The organism is Pseudomonas sp. SWRI99, assembly GCF_014270125.1.
Classification (GTDB): Bacteria; Pseudomonadota; Gammaproteobacteria; order Pseudomonadales; family Pseudomonadaceae; genus Aquipseudomonas; species Aquipseudomonas hamedanensis.
This window is the reverse complement of sequence record NZ_JABWQR010000044.1, coordinates 13,531-32,445: the sequence shown is the minus strand read 5'-3', so window position 1 is coordinate 32,445 and position 18,915 is coordinate 13,531. Positions and strand designations below refer to the sequence as shown.

The 18,915-nt window shown below is 62.0% G+C and carries 11 protein-coding genes; all 11 read right to left on the bottom strand.

Annotation, left to right across the window (positions count from 1 at the left end; translation table 11 throughout):
- Positions 1 to 147 precede the first annotated feature (147 nt).
- Positions 148 to 1,215 carry an autotransporter outer membrane beta-barrel domain-containing protein gene (locus tag HU743_RS25760; protein WP_186630424.1) on the bottom strand — a complete coding sequence of 356 codons (1,068 nt, stop codon included), beginning with the start codon at positions 1,213 to 1,215 and terminating at the stop codon, positions 148 to 150.
- Between the two features lie 323 nt (positions 1,216 to 1,538).
- A complete protein-coding gene (locus HU743_RS25755) occupies positions 1,539 to 4,043 on the bottom strand; it encodes an autotransporter outer membrane beta-barrel domain-containing protein (RefSeq protein ID WP_186652086.1) in 2,505 nt (834 codons plus the stop codon).
- Between the two features lie 196 nt (positions 4,044 to 4,239).
- Positions 4,240 to 5,022 carry an endonuclease/exonuclease/phosphatase family protein gene (locus HU743_RS25750; RefSeq protein ID WP_186623984.1) on the bottom strand — a complete coding sequence of 261 codons (783 nt, stop codon included), beginning with the start codon at positions 5,020 to 5,022 and terminating at the stop codon, positions 4,240 to 4,242.
- Positions 5,023 to 5,349: 327 nt separating this feature from the next.
- The gene (locus tag HU743_RS25745) at positions 5,350 to 6,105 is read right to left on the bottom strand and encodes a PIG-L family deacetylase (RefSeq protein ID WP_186552173.1); all 756 of its coding nucleotides are present in this window, start codon (positions 6,103 to 6,105) and stop codon (positions 5,350 to 5,352) included.
- A 253-nt stretch (positions 6,106 to 6,358) separates the two neighbouring features.
- Positions 6,359 to 8,518, bottom strand: coding sequence for a glycogen debranching protein GlgX (gene glgX, locus HU743_RS25740; RefSeq protein ID WP_186623953.1), 2,160 nt, complete (start codon positions 8,516 to 8,518; stop codon positions 6,359 to 6,361).
- Between the two features lie 225 nt (positions 8,519 to 8,743).
- Positions 8,744 to 9,088 carry a DUF2934 domain-containing protein gene (locus HU743_RS25735; RefSeq protein ID WP_186630422.1) on the bottom strand — a complete coding sequence of 115 codons (345 nt, stop codon included), beginning with the start codon at positions 9,086 to 9,088 and terminating at the stop codon, positions 8,744 to 8,746.
- Between the two features lie 27 nt (positions 9,089 to 9,115).
- Positions 9,116 to 11,884, bottom strand: coding sequence for a malto-oligosyltrehalose synthase (locus HU743_RS25730; RefSeq protein ID WP_186652084.1), 2,769 nt, complete (start codon positions 11,882 to 11,884; stop codon positions 9,116 to 9,118).
- Positions 11,881 to 13,959 carry a 4-alpha-glucanotransferase gene (gene malQ, locus HU743_RS25725; RefSeq protein ID WP_186652082.1) on the bottom strand — a complete coding sequence of 693 codons (2,079 nt, stop codon included), beginning with the start codon at positions 13,957 to 13,959 and terminating at the stop codon, positions 11,881 to 11,883. The genes HU743_RS25730 and malQ overlap by 4 nt, the downstream gene beginning before the upstream one ends.
- The gene (gene treZ, locus HU743_RS25720; RefSeq protein WP_186652080.1) at positions 13,956 to 15,758 is read right to left on the bottom strand and encodes a malto-oligosyltrehalose trehalohydrolase; all 1,803 of its coding nucleotides are present in this window, start codon (positions 15,756 to 15,758) and stop codon (positions 13,956 to 13,958) included. Before treZ ends, malQ begins: the two co-directional genes overlap by 4 nt.
- 16 nt (positions 15,759 to 15,774) lie before the next feature.
- Positions 15,775 to 17,361, bottom strand: a complete 1,587-nt coding sequence (glgA, locus tag HU743_RS25715; RefSeq protein ID WP_186652078.1) for a glycogen synthase GlgA — start codon at positions 17,359 to 17,361, stop codon at positions 15,775 to 15,777.
- Positions 17,362 to 17,953: 592 nt separating this feature from the next.
- Positions 17,954 to 18,907, bottom strand: a complete 954-nt coding sequence (locus HU743_RS25710) for a D-2-hydroxyacid dehydrogenase family protein (protein WP_186652076.1) — start codon at positions 18,905 to 18,907, stop codon at positions 17,954 to 17,956.
- Positions 18,908 to 18,915: the final 8 nt, after the last annotated feature.

Genomic DNA, 18,915 nt, shown 5'->3' with positions numbered 1-18,915 from the left:
CGCGAAGGCGGCCTGACAGCCGACCTGTTTCTTGAGGTTGTACCTATTCCAACTGTAGGAGTGAGCCTGCTCGCGATAGCGGCATTACAGCCAACCATGACTTCCCGCCTGTACATCTCCCACAGGGGATTTTCGGTGATCTGAAGATCACCAGCGCATCCGTACCCCCAGACTGCCAATGATCCCATTCAAATCGTTGTCATCGACATCGCTGCTGTAATCAGCGCTGACATACAGACTCACCGCCGGCGTCACCCGCGCCACCAGGCCCAGTCCCAGTTCCACCGTCGATGACTTGCGGCTGCTGCTGATCTTGTCGACCTGATCCAGCGTCACCGTGTTGCCGGTATACACGGTGTGCCAGAGGTTGGTGCGCACATACGGTTCGACCGGCAGGCCGTTCAAGTCATAACTGCCTTTCAAGCGTGCGCCGACACGGCCGCTCCACGACGTCAGTTCCGAGGATGATGCATTGCCCGATCCGGCGTATGGCGTGTCGAGGCTGATGCGCTGGTTGATCAATTGCGCTTGCGGTTCGACCACCCAGTGGTCGCTCAGGCCGATGGGATAGCCGCCTTCCACGGAAAAAGTCATCGCGGTGCCTTCAGTGACTTGCCGGGTGCCTTGGCCGTTGCGGCTGAAACCGCTGACCCGGCCACCGCTGGCCGACAGGTCGACGTGCCAGCCCTGCGCACCGATCAGGCTGTAATAGGCGCCCAGGCTTTGGCCTTGCAGGTTGAGGGTGTCGGTTCCGGCATCGGCTTGGGCGCGACTGTTGTGCAAGCCGCTGGTGTTGCCTTGAATCTGATTGACCCCTCCGATCAGGCCGATCTTCTGGGTATGGCTGGCGCTTCGCAGGGTCAACACCGCAGGTCCCTTGAAGTCTCCGCTGCCGGGTGTTGCAAAGCCTGAAGACAGCACGTCGGTCTGGGCCTGGCGGGCGCTTTTGCCGTAGAGCTGATCCCAGGCGCCCGGGGCGAGTTCTTCGGTCATGAGGCGGCTGCCCGACAAGTCGCGGCGTGGATCAAGGCGCTGCGGCCCGGGCGTAATGACGGTCGCAGGCAGGGTCATGACCGGTACATCCGCGCGATACCACGGGGCGGCTTCATCCGCCGCAGGGCCTGCCTGCACCTCCATGGATGAGCACAGCAGGACAGAACTCGACACTGTGCAGATAGTGATTTTGATCTCGTGTGAGGTGAGCGAAGTTTTCATGGAGGTCTACCTTGCAGGCGCATGCGGCATCTCGATTCTGGCGTCTCTCCTACCCCGAATGAGGGGCGACCGAATGGGGCGGGGCGAACCGTGGCCGCTCGATTTTGCGAGTGCCTGGCGGTCAGCCCCGGTGAGTGTTTCCGGGGGTAGTAAGCTTGAGATAAGAAGAGCTACGGCTGTCCGTCAAGAAATTGAACGATGAGCGGTCGTTATAAATCAGGCAGCGCAAGCGCTTGTTTTTTGGCGGATAACTAAGTGTCTGTTTGAATGGAGAATCGCAATGGCGGCTGCGCGATGCAGCCGCTTTATTGCCGACGGAAGGTCTACCAGCTAATGCGCACGCCCAGGTTGCCGACGACGCCACGCGAGTCATTGCTGTCAATATTTCGGCTGTAATCGGTGCTGGCAAAAATACTGACGGCGCGATCAAGTGTGAGCACGACGCCAAGACCGATATCCGCCGAAGAGGATTTCTGTTGCGTGGTAATGACATCGCTGGTTCCGAAGGTCACCGTGTCGGTGCCGGAGAACGTATGCCACAGGTTGGTGCGAAGGTAGGGTTCCAGCGGCAGGCTGCTGACGTGATAGCGTCCCTTGAGGCGAGCACCGAGACGGCCGGTCCAGGCGCTGTCCGAATCGAACGAGACCTTTGAGATACCGTCGTTCTGGCTGTCGAGGGAAATTTTCTGGTGAAGGACCTGAGCCTGCGGCTCGATCACCCAGGTGTCATTGATCGCGAACGGATAACCGGCTTCGGCCGACAGCGTCAGCGCATGTCCGCGGTTGTCCAGTTTGATCCCGCGATCGGAATGATTGTCGCCGTCGAAACGGGTGCCCATCACGACGGCATCGATGTACCCGCCGGAGGGATCGATCAGTGTCCAGTACAGGCCATAGCTGTCGCCCTCAAGCTTGATCTTGCCGGCGCTATTGCCTTGAAAGCCTTCATTGAAGCCATCGACATCGCCTCGCAGGCGACTATGCCCGACGAAGAAACCCACACGCTGGGTTTGACCGCCCACGGTTTGTGCGCTGTACAGATCGTTGCCCGCCTGAAAACCGTTGAGCGAGCCATCCAGCCGTGGTGTGACGGTGCCGGTCCAGGTTTGCTCGAGATTCTTGCCGTAGACCCGAGCCCAACCGGCACTGAATGCGCCGGTCTCCTTGAGCAGGCGCTGATCACCCTGGCGATCGTGAAAAGTGCCCAACGCATTGAGCGTCAGTTGGGCGGCGGCGGGTGGCAGCACCGACCACGTCGGGACTTCCGGTCGGTACAGTGGAATCGGTGCGGCCCCGGCCACGGCGGCGGGCAATACCGGTAACGGTGCGCTCCCGGCCGGTGCCACGGCCGCTATGGGCACGGCTGTCACCGGCACGAGGATCGGCGGCAACGCCGGATCCGGGTTGGGTACGCTGATCACCTGCGGCGAAACAACGGCTGAGCGCAAGTACCAACTGTTTTCGCTGCCGGCCGTCACGCCGCCCTTGAACAGGTAGTAGTCATAAGCCCCGGCCGACACCGGGCCGTTGAGGGTGAAGGCGTTATCCGTGCTGACCGTGCTGCCTTGGGCCTGGACCAGCTGGATGCCGTTGAGTCGGGTCAGTGCGCCCAGCCCGCCATGGTTGTCGACGGTGATGACGGTGGCGCCACTCAGGGTGCCATTGTTGACCACCAGTCTGTCGCTTGGCGAATCATCACCACCGACGCTGGTTTGCAGCAGTAACTGGCCGCTATTGCCGACATAGTTGCCCTGTACCGTCAGCGTATCGTCGGTGCGATTGCTGTTGCGGGCCAGGTCGATGACCCCGCCATTGTTGAAGGTTGCCGTCTGCCCGGCCAGCGCAGATCTAATCACGCCCTGGGTGGAAAGCAAGGTGCTGTTGCCGTCAAGGTTCAATACACCGGTGCCGGTATCCGCGTCCCCCAGCGACAGGCTGGAAGACCCCAGGTCCAGTTGCGAGCCATTGCTCACGTTCACCGTCTCCCAATTGACAAAGCGTTCAGGCAGCGCCGTTCGGGTGTTGTCGAGCGTCAGCGCATCACTGCCGACACCGCCATCGATCCTGGGGGGAAGCGCGATAAGGCTGTCATCGAGGCCATTCAACGTCGCGCGGTCATTACCGGCGTCCAGCAGGATCGCCGAGCGGATGATCCCGCCGCTCCACGACAGTGTGTCATCACCGGCACTGGCGCGAATCTCGCCGACGATTTCGCCACCGGTCACCGTGATGCTGTCGTTGCCACCGCTGACACTCACGTTACCGCCGATGCGCCCGCCGGAGACGATGATGGTGTCGGTGCCGAAGCCAGTAACCAGATTGCCGAAGATCTGCCCGCCGGACAGATCGAAAAAATTGTCGTCGAGTTTCATGTCAACCCGGCCAATGGTGCCGCCAGTCATGCGCGCGACATCGCCATCCTCAAACGCCGAGTCGATGGCGCCGCCAGTCATCAGGAAGGTGTCGCGACCGTCGCCCTGGGCAAGGAAGCCAATCTGGCCGCCGGTCATCACAAAGTCATCAATTCCGCCGCCCTGGCTCAATTGCAGCGTGATTCTGCCGGAGTTCATCTCGACCCGGTCGGCGCCGTTGCCGAAGGTTACGCTGCCATTGATCTGGCCGTTGCCGTTGGCAGGAAAGGTCAGACTGTTGTTACCCGAGAGGTCGGTGAGCGGGCCGCTACTGCCGCTGTCACATGAATAGCTGTCGTTGCCCGCGCCGGGTGTCAGCACGCAGGCGGACCAGGCCGGCGGGCTGACGAGCAGCCCGAGGCAAGCGGGCAAGACGAAGGTATGCGGCAAAGTCCTCAACGTTCTGATAGCTGGCATGTCAATTCCCTGCGTGACGATGGGAAGTTCATCCTTGTAGGGTGCCGGACCCAAAAAAAGCCTCTGGAGTTGAGGAACTACATAAGGTGTGTACCCTAACGTTCTGAAGTCGCCGATCCTTCAGCTTCGGAAGGTGTAGAAGAAGTTTGCACCCTCAGCCGGTCCGACTGACGAACGGTCGTGCGCCGCATCGTGGTTACAGGTGCACTTCAACCGCCAGCGGCAGGTGATCGGAGAGGTGCGTCCACGGCTTGTTGCCGAGGATCTGCGGATCATGGCTACTCGCGTTGCGCAAGTAGATGCGGTCCAGGCGCAGTAACGGAAAACGCGCCGGGTAGGTTTTCGCCGGGCGGCCGTGATGGCGTTCGAAGGCTTCGTGCAGGTAATCGCGTCGGGCGAGGGTGGCATTGCCCTGCAACTGCCAGTCGTTGAAATCGCCGGCAATGATCACCGGGGCGTCATCGGGCAGGGATTCCAGCAACTGGCAGAGCAGTTGCAGCTGCAATTGGCGGTGACTTTCCAGCAAGCTCAAGTGCACGCAGATCGCATGAACCTCAGCATGCCCCGGCACATCCAGCACACAGTGCAACAGGCCCCGGCGTTCCGGGCCGGTGATCGACACGTCGAGGTTGCGGTATTCGCGAATCGGGTATTTGGACAGCAGTGCGTTGCCGTGATGGCCATCGGGATACACCGCGTTACGCCCGTAGGCAAAATCGCTCCACATGCTGTCCGCAAGAAATTCGTACTGCGAGGTTTGCGGCCATTCGTTGTAGCGGCTCGAATGGCGCTCGTGTTCACCGACCACTTCTTGCAGGAACACCAGATCGGCCGAAGTGCTGCGCACCGCTTCGCGCAGTTCCGGGAGAATGAAGCGCCGATTCAACGCGGTGAACCCCTTGTGGGTGTTGACCGTCAGCACGCGCATGCGATGAATGTCAGGCGCGTCGACGGCGTGACGTTTGGGATCGCTGGACACGTTCACTCCTCTGAATGGGGTCTGCCTGTTCATGCGACTGATGCGAGGGGGCGGCAGTTCCGTTTTGTGAACGACGCAAGCAATGTAGGAGTGAGCCTGCTCGCGATAGCGGTGGGCCAGCCAATGCATGTATTGACTGACGAGGCCCCTTCGCGAGCAAGCTCGCTCCCACAGGTTTATAGGGCGCCAGCAAGTTTTGTGAACAGTGGAGACCAGTGTGGGAGGGGCTGGCTCCCGAAGGCGGTGGGCCTGTCAGCATCGATTTCACTGCCCCGGCGCTTTCGCAAGCAGGCTCGCTCCCACAGGGAATCGTGGCTGGCCGCCTTTTCAGACAAACACGATTTCATACGGCAATCGCATCCGCTCCAGCAGCACCGGCGGCAGCATCGGGGCAATGCCGATGGCCGGTTCGCCCTTGAGCTGGCTGGCGTAGGCGTGGGTGGCGTGGCTTTTGCGCGCAACCGTCCAGGTGTCGAGGCGCAGTTTGCGTGCGCGTTCCCAGGGAATCAGGTGCTGGTCGCGCTCCGGCCAGTGCCAGGCCCACACCGGGACATCGTGGTAGCTGGCCGCGCAGTGTTGTGCTGCGTTGAAGCTGGCACGACCGACCACCTCATGGTCGCTGTTGCGATCCCCGCGCCAGGTGCTGAACACCACGTCGCCGGGCCGCAGGTAGCGGCTGATGAATTCGGTCAGTTGGGTTTCCTGGTCGCTCAAGGCGCTGTCGGCGAAACCGCCGCGCACCCACTTCAGGCTGTGCATCGGCAGACCGAGACGGCGCAGCGCTTCGACGCTTTCCTGGGGACGGAACACGCTCAGGCGTTTTTCCGACCATTGGCGCGAGCCGGGATGGCTGGCGCTGCCATCGGTGATCGACAGCAGTTGCAGCGGATGGCCGAGGCTGGCGAGCAATTGCAGCAGGCCGCCGCAGGTCACTACTTCGTCGCCGGGATGGGGTGCGATTACCACGGCGCGCGCACCTTCGGGCACCAGGCTGTGGGTATTGATGACGGGGATGTTGGCGAGTTGCGGCGCGCTGTTCCAAATCTGCGCCGGCAGGCCGTGGTCGGTGATTAACGGTTTCATGAGTGCGACGTCCTTGTTGTGTCCCGCCTCTGGTCGGTGCCGAAAACGCTGGCCGCGAGCCGAAAAGGCAAATTGATTGCAACTGTGCAGTGCTCCGACCCTTGGATTACCGCGAGCAGAGTATTGCTCAAGACACGGGATTCGTCGCGTCACAGATCAATCTGATACGCATTTTTTTGCGCCAACTGCGCCCGGTTACGCAAATGCTTACAGAAAACGCCCGCCGCAGGCGGGCGCTGACTCACTCGTTCTGTCAGTCCTCTTCATCGCGCTGCAGTTCAAACAGCAACAGCGAGCGCCCGGTGACCGAATATTCGTGGCCGAACTCAAAACGCTCCTGACCCCGGACCGAAGGCTGGTTGGTGTCGACCATGCAGGTCCAGAAACCACCGTCCGGCACTTCCGGCAAGACAAAATTGACGATGTCGTGGTGCGCATTGACCACCAGCAGCAACGTCGCATCGCCACCCTTGCGGCGGATCCCGGTTTCCTGCGCGCGACCATCGAGCAGCATGCCCAGGCAGCGGTTGTGCGCGTCATGCCAGTGTTCGGTGGTCATCTCGGTGGCGTCCGGGGCCAGCCAGGTCACGTCCTTGACGCCGATATCTTCGTTGTATTCGCCGACCAGGAAGCGCCCGCGCCGCAGGATCGGGTAAGTCAGGCGCAACTTGATCAAGCGTTTGACGAACTTGAGCAGGGCTTTGCCGTCCTCGCTCAGATCCCAGTTGACCCAGCCGATTTCACTGTCCTGGCAGTAGGCGTTGTTGTTGCCGTCCTGAGTGCGGGCGAACTCGTCACCGGCGACGATCATCGGCGTACCCTGGGCCAGCAGCAGGGTGGCGAAGAAGTTGCGCATCTGCCGGTGGCGCAGCGCATTGATCTCGGGATCGTCGGTCGGGCCTTCGACGCCGTGGTTCCACGACAGGTTGTTGTTGCTGCCGTCCTGGTTGTTCTCGTCGTTGGCTTCGTTGTGTTTGTCGTTGTACGACACCAGATCGTTGAGGGTGAAGCCGTCGTGGGCGGTGACAAAGTTCACCGACGCATACGGCCGCCGGCCGCGCTGGTTGAACATCTCCCCGGAGGCAGTCATGCGGCTGGCGAAATCGGCGAGCTGGCCGTCGTCACCTTTCCAGAAGGCACGCACGGTGTCGCGGAACTTGTCGTTCCACTCGACCCAGCCCGGCGGGAAGTTGCCCACCTGATAGCCACCGGGGCCGCAGTCCCACGGTTCGGCGATCATTTTCACCTGACGCAACACCGGGTCCTGACGGCAGGCGACGAGGAAGCTGTGGCGCTCGTCGAAACCGTCGTGATAGCGCCCGAGGATGGTCGCCAGATCGAAACGGAAACCGTCGACGTGCATCTCACTGGCCCAGTAGCGCAGGGAGTCGGTGACCATCTGCAAGACGCAGGGATGGCTCAGGTCGAGGGTGTTGCCGGTGCCCGAATCGTTGATGTAATAGCGCTTGTCGTCAGGCATCAAGCGGTAATAGGAGGCGTTGTCGATACCGCGCATCGACAGGGTCGGCCCTTGCTCGTTGCCCTCGGCGGTGTGGTTATAAACCACGTCAAGGATCACTTCCAGATTGGCGTCGTGCAGGTGCGCGACCATTTCCTTGAACTCGGCGATCTTGCCGCTGGCCAGGTAACGCGGGTCCGGGGCGAAGAACGCGATGCTGTTGTAGCCCCAATAGTTGGTCATGCCCTTGTGCAACAAATGCTGGTCATTGACGAACGCGTGGATCGGCAGCAATTCGACCGTCGACACGCCGAGTTTGCGGATGTGTTCCAACACATCGTCGACCATCAACCCGGCAAACGTGCCGCGCACGTTTTCCGGCACCGAAGGGTGACGCATGCTGATGCCGCGTACATGGGTTTCGTAAATGATCGTCTTGTCCCACGGCACGCTGACGCGGTGGTCGTTGCCCCAAGTGTGCGCCGGGTCGATGACTTTGCACTTGGGCACGAACGGCGCGCTGTCGCGTTCGTCGAAACTCAGGTCCGCGTCCGGGTGGCCGATGGTGTAGCCGAACAGCGCTTCGGACCATTTGAGCTCGCCGACCAATTGTTTGGCATACGGGTCGATCAGCAATTTGTTCGGGTTGAAGCGGTGACCGTTGGCCGGGTCATACGGACCATAGACGCGGTAGCCATAGATCAGCCCCGGATGCGCATCGGGCAGATAACCGTGATAAATCTCGTCGGTGTATTCCGGCAGTTCGATGCGTTCGAGTTCGACTTCGCCGGTATCGTCGAAGATGCACAGTTCGACCTTGGTGGCGTTGGCGGAGAACAAGGCAAAGTTAACCCCCAGGCCATCCCAGGTCGCACCGAGCGGGAAGGGCAGGCCTTCACGGATTCTCGATGGCTCGGCTTGCGCAGCGGGCTCGGCTTTTTTTGGACGGGTCATGATTGCTCCTGCAAAAAAACGGGGAAATTCTGTGCTGACATAAAACCCTTGTAGGAGTGAGCCTGCTCGCGATAGCGGTCTATCAGGCTTCATTGATGTTGCAAATCAGACCGCAATCGCGAGCAGGCTCACTCCTACAGGGGGGTGTGTTTCTTCAGGGCGAGTGCACCCTCGGTGGCAAGCGTGCTCGCCACACAGTGGTTCAGTTCAATACTCGGGGTGGCGTCAGATTGCCGGAGGCTTGCGCGGTGCTCGCGGCTTTTTCTCGGCAGCCTTTTCACCCGGGGGCGACACTTTCGGCGTGGCGGCAGGTTTGGCCTTGGCCACGGGTTTGGCCTTCGCCGCCGGGGCTTTGCCGACGGGGGCTTTGTCATCGGCGGTCTTGGCGGTCGCTGCCTTGCCGGCGGTCTTGCTGCCAGCGGCCTTCGGTGATTTCTTCGGTGCCAGCGCCTCGGCTTCGGCGAGTTTGCGCGCCATTTCCCAATGCCGTTCTTCCTGGCCTTCAGGTTTACCTTCCGATTCCCAGATCTGATAGGCGAATTCGCGGATGCGTTTATCGTCGGTGCTCATCGCAATGCTCCTGAACTGAACTCATGCTTACGTTAAGTGTTGGATAAAGAGATTGACCGGGACCTCCCCCAGCGCGTCGGCGACATTCAGCGCCCTGTTTTTTGTGACTGCGCCGCTTGCGAAAAGTCCCTTCAGGTTTGTTCCGCAAGCGTCGAACGGTAGAACCACGTGCGTATCGCCCCAGCGCAGCGCATCAATGCGCGGTACGGCACTGTTACCCAGCAAAGTGGCGCCACGCACCGGCACGATGACAATGGCCTGCGTACCTTCGTGCTCACGGGCGAACGCCAGCACGTTGTGCGCCTGCTCGCCGAGTACCTCCAGCGCCTGATAGCTGCCGTGGCGAAACAGCTCGGCATGTTCGGCGCGCAGGTTTAGCACCTCGGCAATCAGCGCCTGCTTGATGCGCCCGTCACGCCAGTCGCTCAGCAGTGCGTCGAGCGGCGCCTGTGCCTGCAAGGCCTGCTCGCGCGCGGCATAGTCCACTGGCCGACGATTGTCTGGATCGACCAGACTGAAGTCCCAGAACTCGTTGCCCTGGTACAGATCCGGCACGCCCGGCACGGTCATGCGCAGCAAAGTTTGCGCCAGACCGTTGAGTGCGCCGGCGGCGGCGATGCTGTTGACTGTCTTGATCAGTGCGGCGCGCAGCAGTTGACCTTCGTCGCCGGTGAGCAGTTTTTCGGTGAACGCCTGGGCGGCGTTTTCATACGCCTCGTTCGGTGCGCTCCAGCTGCTTTGCAGCTTGGCTTCGCGCAGGGCTTTCTGTTGCCATTGCCAGATACGCTGGGCGTAATCGGCAAACCCGGCCTGATCGCCTTCGTGCAGATCCAGCGGCCAACTGCCGATCAGTGCTTGATACAGGATCAGCTCATCGCCGCTCGACGGCAGTTGCTCATCGCTGCGCACCGGACGGGCGAGGGCGCGCCACAGTTCAATCTGCTCGGCGTACCAATGGCTGCGCTCGCTGAGCACGGCCAGACGCGCGCGGGTGTCTTCGCCGCGTTTGTGGTCGTGGGTCGCCGTCGCCAACAGGTTGTCAGGGAAGGCTTGCAGGCGTTGCTGGTTGACTTGATGAAAATCACTCAGCGGCGCGCTGAACTGTTCCGTGTTGTAGCCGACGTCATTGCGCGATAACAGCACGGCCGAGCGATACAGCGCGGTGTCTTCGACGGCTTTGGCCGCCGCCGGAGAGGTCAGTTGCTGGAAGCGTACGCAGGCGTGGCGGAGGATTTTCCGTGAACGACCACGGGGTTTGCGCCGCCACGGCGTGCCGCCCAGCCAGTCGGCCACGCAATCAAGCACGGGCCAGTCGCCTTCGCCGAGGGTCTGCCGCGCACCGTCCATGGCCTGTTGGAAAAATACCTCGTCCTGAGCCGAACGCCCCATGGCGCTTACGTAGGTGCGGTACACCGGAAAGTGCACGATCAACGCCTGCAACACCCGGCGGATCGCGCCGAGGGTGAGGTCGCGGGTCATCAGGTCGTCGCGGGCCACTTGCAGCAGGGCCTGAGCGACGCTTTCGCAATCGCTGGCGAGCGAGCCATTGAGAATCTGTTGGCGCGCCAGTCGGGCTTCTTCGATGAACGCCGCCGGGCGTTCGCTGCGCCGTTGCCAGAGCTCGCCGAGTACCGATTCGCCCTCCGGCTCGTGTTGCAGCAACGACAGCTGATTCATGAACTCGTAACCGGTGGTGCCGTCCACCGCCCAGTCGCGCCGCAGGGTTTCCCCGGCGCCGAGGATTTTCTCGACATAGATCGGCAAATGCCGGTCTGGCGCGAGGCGGTCGAGGCGACGGCGCAGTTTGCGGCAATAACCACGAGGGTCGGCCAGGCCGTCGATGTGGTCGATGCGCAGGCCGTCGACCAGGCCTTCGGCGATCAACTGGAAGATCTTGCCGTGGGTCGCTTCGAACACGGCCGGGCGCTCGACGCGCAGGCCGCCGAGTTCGTTGATGTCGAAAAAGCGCCGCCAGTTGATGTCGTCGGCGGCCGTGCGCCAACTGGCGAGGCGATAGCTCTGACGTTCGAGCAACTGATGCAGATTGTCGAAGCCCTCTGCAGTGGTCGAATCGTAACGCGTGAGGTTTTGCTCGATCGCGGCAAGCACCTGAGGATCGCTTGCCAATTGCTGCAGCTCCTGCTTGAGCGGGATCGACAGCGAATGCGCGTCGGTCTGGTAACTCAGGGCACTGAAGCGATCGCCGAGCGGTTTGAGCGCGTCATCGCCCTTGAGCAATTCGCCGTAATCGTTCGGGCAGATCGGAAAGTGATGTTCGTAATGCTCGACATGGAAGCTGCCCTTGTGCGCGTTAAAGTGCAGCTTCAACGTGCCTTCCTGCAATGCCACACCGTAATCGCTGCCCAGGAACGGCAGCAACAACTGGCCTTCCATCAGCGGGTCCGGCGAATGCCACTGAATATCGAAGAATTCACCGTAGGGACTCAGCCGTCCCCACTCGAGCAGGTCGAGCCACCACGGGTTGTCGCTGCCGCCGACGGCCATATGGTTGGAGACGATGTCGAGGATCAAGCCCATGTTGTGTTCGCGCAGGGCGCTGACCAAACGGCGCAACGCCGCTTCGCCACCCAGTTCAGGGTTCACTTGGGTTGGATCGACCACGTCGTAACCGTGCATCGAGCCGGCGCGTGCCGCCAGCAGTGGCGAGGCGTACAGATGGCTGATGCCGAGCCGGGCGAAATACGGCACCAGCGGCACCGCCTGTTCGAGGGTAAAACCTTTATGAAATTGCAGGCGCAGGGTGGCGCGCACTGGCTGGATAAGCGTCTGGTTCATTGGTCACGCTCGGCAGCCTGAAGACGCGCGCAGGCCAGCAGCTCCAGACGGCGCGCGGCATCGGGGTCATCGAGCAGCGCCTCGCTGGTGCCCGGCAGGCGTCGCGACCAGTTCGGATGAGTGTCTGTGGTGCCCGGCAGATTGGCCTGTTCGTTGATACCCAAGGCATCTTCCAGCGGTAACAGCACCAGTGGCGCGCGGGTATGGCCGAGGAAACGCACGCTGGCATCGACCACCTGGTCGGCCTCGTGGGACTCCTCGCGAAAGTTCTGCGGATCCTGGCTCAAGGCATTGCGCAAGCCTTCGCGCTCACGCTGACGGTGCTGGCGCCATTCGATTTCGCCGTTGGCATCGACCAGTCCCAGGCGCGCGTTCCAGTCGATATCGCGGCCATGCCACCAGCCGTTGAGCGTCGGCAGGTCGTGGGTGCTGGTGGTTGCCAGCGCGTTGTCCGGCCAGTCGAGAATCGGTTTGAAGTGGGTGTTGTCCTGTTCGAACAACAGCACGCGCATGCCGAGAATCGAGCGTGCGGCGAGCTTTTCCCGCAGCCCTTCCGGGACCGTACCGAGGTCTTCACCGAGGACGATCGCTTGATGACGATGGGACTCGAGGGTCAGCAGGCGCAGCAGATCGTCGATCGGATAATAGAGGTAGGCGCCATCGGCGGGGTCGGCGCCGTTGGGAATCACCCACAAGCGTTGCAGGCCCATCACATGGTCGATGCGCAGGCCGCCGGCGTGAGCGAAATTGGCGCGCAGCATGTCGATGAAGGCGCGAAAGCCGTTGCGGATCAGGCCTTCGGGAGAGAACGCAGAGATGCCCCAGCCTTGCCCCGCTCGGTTGAGAATGTCCGGCGGTGCACCCACGGTGAGCGAGGCAAGCAGCTCGTCCTGAAAACTCCAGGCCTGACTGCCGGCGCCATCGGCACCCACCGCCAGGTCGGCGATCAGGCCGATGCTCATTCCGGCGCTGCGTGCGGCGGTCTGCGCACGCTCCAGGCAACGGTGGATCAGCCACTGGCAGAACGCGAAGTAGCCGATGCGCTCGGCATATTCCTCGGCAAACGCGCTGAGGGCGGCGCCCCGTGGGTCGTGCCATTGCTCCGGCCATTCGCGCCAGTCGAGGCTTTCGCCGCGGGCCGCGCGCATTTCCTGAATCGCTTCGAAGCGGCAGTGATTTTCCAGCGCTTCGCCGCTCGTATGGCGAAAACTGGCGAAGTCCGGGTGCAACGGGTGGTCACCGACGATGAAGCCGTCGTACAACGCCTGCAGCAATTTCTGCTTGGCCTCGGCCGCGGCGGGCCAGTCAATCAGCTTGAGATCTTCGAGTTGGGCGAATTGTCCGGTCAGGCCGGCGGCGTCAATCGCGTCGCGCAGGGCACGTTCGCCAAGAATCGCGCCCGGCGCCGCGTACAGCGGATTGAGAAACAAACGGCTGGACGGCGAATAAGGGCTGTAGCGCCCGGTGTCGGCGCTGAACATGGCGTGCAGCGGGCTGATCGCCAACGCGTCGGCGCCGCGTTCGCCCGCCACCCGCGCGAGTTCCTCAAGGGCCTGGGTATCACCGAAACCGCCGTCGCCGGGGCGCCGCAGCGAATACAGTTGCGCGCTCAGACCCCAGGCGCGCGGCACCGGACTGTCCACCGCGTCACCGACGCTGAAGCAGCGCTGCGGGGCCACGGCCAGGGTGAAATGCTGATCGGCGATGTGCACGTGCTGATAGCCCACCGGAATCAGCCCTGGCAGGATCGCCTCGGAGTCGAGTTTCAGATTCAGGCGCGAGCCGTCCTCCAGATGGATTTCACACGGCGTTTCAGGTGGGAAATAACGCCCCAGATCGACACCGACGCCGACATCGCTGGTGAGCAATGGCGGCAGGTGGCGGTCTTGCTGGGCTGCTTGCAATTCGAGCAGGCTGGTATCGATTTCCTGTGCGGTGTTGGCAGGGTGGCCAAGTCCGGTGAGAACGTTGCGCAGTACCGCCGGGGCGACTTTCTGCTGACGCCCGTTGGCGTCGATCCAGTCGACGGCAAGGCCGGCTCGGCTGGCAAGAATTTCCAGTTGCGCATCGCTCATAGGCGCTCTCCATCCAGAGGTTGCAAAGGGGTTGCGGCCGTGAGGCTGACAAGCGCGCAATACGCGGGCAGTTGACCCGGATCCGACAAGGCGACGGCGGGCGGCTGTTGAAACAGCCACACAGCGTCGGTCTGTGCAGGGTTGACCACTGGCGTGTCACTGAGGTTCAGGTCGATTCGCAGTTCGCTGCCATTGCCCAGACGCCAGCGCGCACTGACCGCGCCGTAGCCCAGCATGCTGGCGCCGAGCGCCTGCGTGCCGGACAGGTTTGGAATGATGTACTGATGGCGCAACTGCAGCAGTTGACGGTACAGCGCCAGGGTCTGTTGTTGCAGCGGCGTGCCGTTGCCGGTCAGCCGGGGTTGCGAGGCGAGAAAGGTTTGTTCGGCGTTGGGATCGGGAATCTGCTCGCGTTTGTGCGGATCGGCAAAGGCACTGAATGCGGCAAATTCATTGCGCCGACCTTCGCGCACCAATTTCGCCAGTTCGCCGTGGTGGCTGGTGAAGAACAGAAACGGTTGCTCGGCGGCAAACTCGTCGCCCATGAACATCAGCGGGATCATCGGTGACAACAGCAACAGCACGGTAGCCGCCTGAACCGCGCGTGGGTCGGCCAGTTGATGCAGGCGTTCGCCGAAGGCGCGATTGCCGATCTGGTCGTGGTTTTGCAGGAACAGCACGAAGGCGGTCGAGGGCAGATGTTCGCTGGGTTCGCCGCGCGGTTCGCCGTGACGGGTGATATGGCCCTGGAACACAAAACCCTGGCTCAGGCAGCGGACCAACTGCTCGGTGGGTTGCGCGGCATAGTCGGCGTAATAGGCATCGGTTTCGCCGGTCAGCAACACATGCAGGGCGTTATGGCCGTCGTCGTTCCACTGCGCGTCGTAGTCGTTTTCCAGCAGGCTGGACTGGTTCAGCTCGTTTTCCACGGTCAGCCAGACATGCCGCGCCGGGTCGACCTGCTGGCGAATGCGCTGGGCCAGTTCTTCCAGAAAGCCGGAATCGCCGATGGCGTGCACGGCATCCAGACGCAGGCCGTCGAAGCGATATTCCAGCAGCCACATCAAGGCGTTCTCTATAAAGAACTCACGCACTTCGTTGCGGCGAAAATCGATCGCCGCGCCCCACGGCGTGTGTTTGTCCTCGCGAAAGAAGCCCTTGGCGTAGCGATGCAGGTAATTGCCGTCCGGGCCGAAGTGGTTGTAGACGACGTCAAGAATCACCGCCAGACCATGGCCGTGGGCGGTGTCGATCAAGTGTTTGAGTTGTTCCGGGCTGCCGTAGGAGGCTTGCGGCGCGTAAGGCAGGACGCCGTCGTAACCCCAATTTCGATCACCGGGATATTGCGCCAGCGGCATCAGCTCGATGGCCGTGATGCCCAGCGCGACCAGACGCGCCAGATGTTGCTCGACTTCGGCAAAACCGCCGAGTGCGCCGACGTGCAACTCGTAAATCACCGCTTCGTTCCATGGCCGACCGCGCCAGGCACTGTGTCGCCATTGATAGGCATGCGGATCGACCACCACGCTGTGGCGATCGAGATCGCCATCCTGCGCGCGGGAGGCCGGGTCGGGCACCTCCATTTCACCGTCGATACAGTAGCGGTAGCGGCTGCCCGCCGGGCAGCGGGTCTTGAGGACAAACCAGCCATCGGCCTGGGGCAGCATCGGCAGCGATGGCCGGCCTTCCAGCTCAACGCTGACGTAGAACGCATCAGGGGCCCACAAGGCGAACTGTGTATGCTCGGCATCCAGCATGATCGCGCCGTGGGGCCAGGTTTCTTGGGTCCGTGACGGCATCTTGGAAACCTCCGTGTTATTTGTGGCTGGCTTTACCCAGTGCCTTGGCCACCAGTTGTTCGTAGAGTTCGGCGTAGGGTTCGACCGCTTTGCACCAGTTGAACGGCGCGGCCATGGCCCGGCAACGCATGGCGTTGAGCAGGTCGGGGTAGGCGAAGACCTTGAACGCACGGCTCAGGGCTTCTCGGTAGCTTTCGACCGTTGACTCATCAAAGAGGAAACCGGTGACGCCGTTTTCAATCGTGTCGGCCAGGCCCCCGGTGTTGCGTGCCACCGGCAGCGAGCCGAAGCGCTGGGCGTACATCTGGCTCAGGCCGCACGGTTCATAGCGCGATGGCATCAGCAGGAAATCGCTGCCGGCGAACATGCGCCGCGCGTCGGTTTCGTTGAAGCCGATGCGCACGCCGATCTTGCCGGGGAAGCGCAGTGCCAATTCGCGCATGGCTTGTTCTTCTTCCGGTTCGCCACGACCGATGATCGCGATCTGGCCGCCGTTCTGCACGATGTACTCGGAAACCGCCTCGGTCAGGTCCAGCCCTTTCTGATAGACCAGTCGCGACACCACGGCGAACAACGGACCGTTACTGTCGTCAAGGCCGAACAGTTCGCGCACATGGGCGGCATTGATTGCCTTGCCTTCCCACTCGCCGATGGCGAACGGCGCGAACAGATGCGGGTCGGTTGCCGCGTCCCAGCTCTCATCGATGCCGTTGGGAATCCCGCTGAGCAAACCTTGCTGGGTCTTGGCGGCCAGGAAGCCGTCGAGGCCGCAGCCAAAATCCGGCGTGGTGATTTCCTGCGCGTAGGTGGCACTGACCGTGGTGATGTGGCTCGAATACGCCATGCCGGCCTTGAGGAACGACATCTTGCCGTAGAACTCCATGCCTTCCTGTTGCAGGGCATGCGCCGGAATGCCCAGCTCAGGGCAAGAGCCAAGGCTGGTCACACCTTGATAGGCGAGGTTGTGAATGGTGAACAGCGTCGGCGTGCGCTGCCCACGCCAGTGCATATAGGCAGGGGCGAGGCCCGCTGGCCAGTCATGGGCGTGCACCAGATCCGGGCACCAGTGGATTTGTGCGAGGTTGGCGGCGATGTCGGCAGCGGCCAGACCCAGGCGGGCAAAGCGGATATGGTTGTCGGGCCAGTCGCGACCGTTGTTGGCGCCGTAAGGGCCGCCCTCGCGTTCGTAGAGTTCAGGGCAGATCAACACGTAGATCACCAGGCCGTCGGGCATGTCCATGCGCCCGATCTTGCAGGGTGGCAATGCGGCATGGCCACCGAGTTCGCCGATGATATGGATCGGGTTTTCGCTGTGCATCACTTGCGGATAACCGGGGATCAACACTCGTACGTCATGCAGATGAGCCATGGCCCGGGGCAGGGCGGCGGAAACGTCACCCAGGCCGCCGGTCTTGACCAGGTCGGCGATTTCCGAGGTGACAAACAATACCTTTTTCTTGTTGGGGTTCTGGCTCGCTACCGGAGCCAGTGTTCGGGTGCCGGGAACGTTGATCTGTCGGCTGCCGGGAACACTGACGGTGCCCTGTTCGCCAAGCGACTGGTGAGCACGCTCTCCCTGAATTTCCAATGCCGCACTGATCATATGTATCTCCCGTTGTGTTGATCTGATTCTTGTCTCTAACAAGCGATGTCCATGGCCAAATCCTGTGGCCGGGCGCAAACGCGCCGCGCATCGGTGAGCAAACGCTACCCAACACGCGCAAGCAGAATGGGTGGTGAGGCCGTTGCAAGGATTACACCAGTCGCTTTCGCCCAGTTGTTCTGATGACCTGTGGCGTGAAGCAAAAGTTTCGACTTTTTTTCCGCGGTGTGACTGAGTGGTTTTGCCCGCAAAAAAGCAGTCTAGGCCAGATCCTAGAGCGGGTCGGCGCAAATGGCTAAATTGTTCGACAATCGGTTGGATCGGAGGGCGGGACCGGTATTTGGTCGGGAAATGCTCCGACGAAGGGCAGGTTTTTCTGATGGAGTGAGCCAAAACGGTGACTGGGCAGTCATGGTTTTGTGCTAGCGGGCGGGGTGACTGCACAGGTTTGGTGCGCAGGCATCAGGGAGGTGGCGTCTGTTATGGCGTCTTCGCGAGCAGGCTCGCTCCCACAGGGGAAACGCATTCCAAATGTAGGAGCGAGCTTGCTCGCGAAGGGGCCGATTGATGCACGACAACAGTAAGATAGAACTCAATTCAACAGACGCACCGGCTCTCCACCCGCCCAGGCCTGAATATCCTCGATCATCTGCCGGAAGAACTGCTCATAGTTCTGCCGACTCACATACCCCACATGCGGCGTCGCCAGGACATTGTCCAGCGTGCGAAACGGGTGCAGCGCCGGCAGTGGCTCGTGCTCGAACACATCCAGCGCTGCCCCGGCGATCTGCCGTTTCTGCAAGGCTTTGATCAACGCCGCCTCGTCGACGATCGGCCCGCGAGCGGTGTTGACCAGAAGGGCAGTCGGCTTCATCCAGGCCAGCGCCTGCGAGTCGACCAGGCCGCGACTGCGCTCGCTGAGCACCAGGTGCACCGAGAGCACATCGGCCTGTTCGAACAGTTGCTGCTTGCTGACGTACGTCACGCCAGTCTGTTCGGCCCGTTCAGCGCTGAGGTTTTCACTCCAGGCGATCACCCGCATGCCGAACACCTGGCCGAACTGCGCCACACGCTGGCCGATGCTGCCCAGACCGAGAATCCCCAGCGTCTTGCCGTGCAGATCGCCACCCAGCCCTTGCTGCCAGCCGCCGGCGCGCAGGGCGCTGGCTTCGTTGAGCAGGTTACGCGTGGCCGCCATGATCAGCGCCCAGGTCAGTTCCGGCGCGGCGTGTTTGTAGCTGTCGGTGCCACAAACCTTGATGCCCAGGGCCGCCGCGGCCGGCATGTCCAGCGCCGCGTTGCGCATGCCGCCGGTGACCAGCAGCTTGAGGCGAGGCAGGCGCTTGAGCAGGTCCGCATCGAAACGCGTGCGCTCGCGCATCACGCAGATCACCTCATAGCGGTGCAGACGCGCGGCGATCGTGGCGTTGTCAGCCGGATAATCATGCTCGAACGTCACTTCACCCAGGCTGTCGAGCACGGACCAGTCGACGACGTCGCGGGCCACGTCTTGCCAGTCATCGATTACCGCAATCTGCACCGTCATCGGCGTTA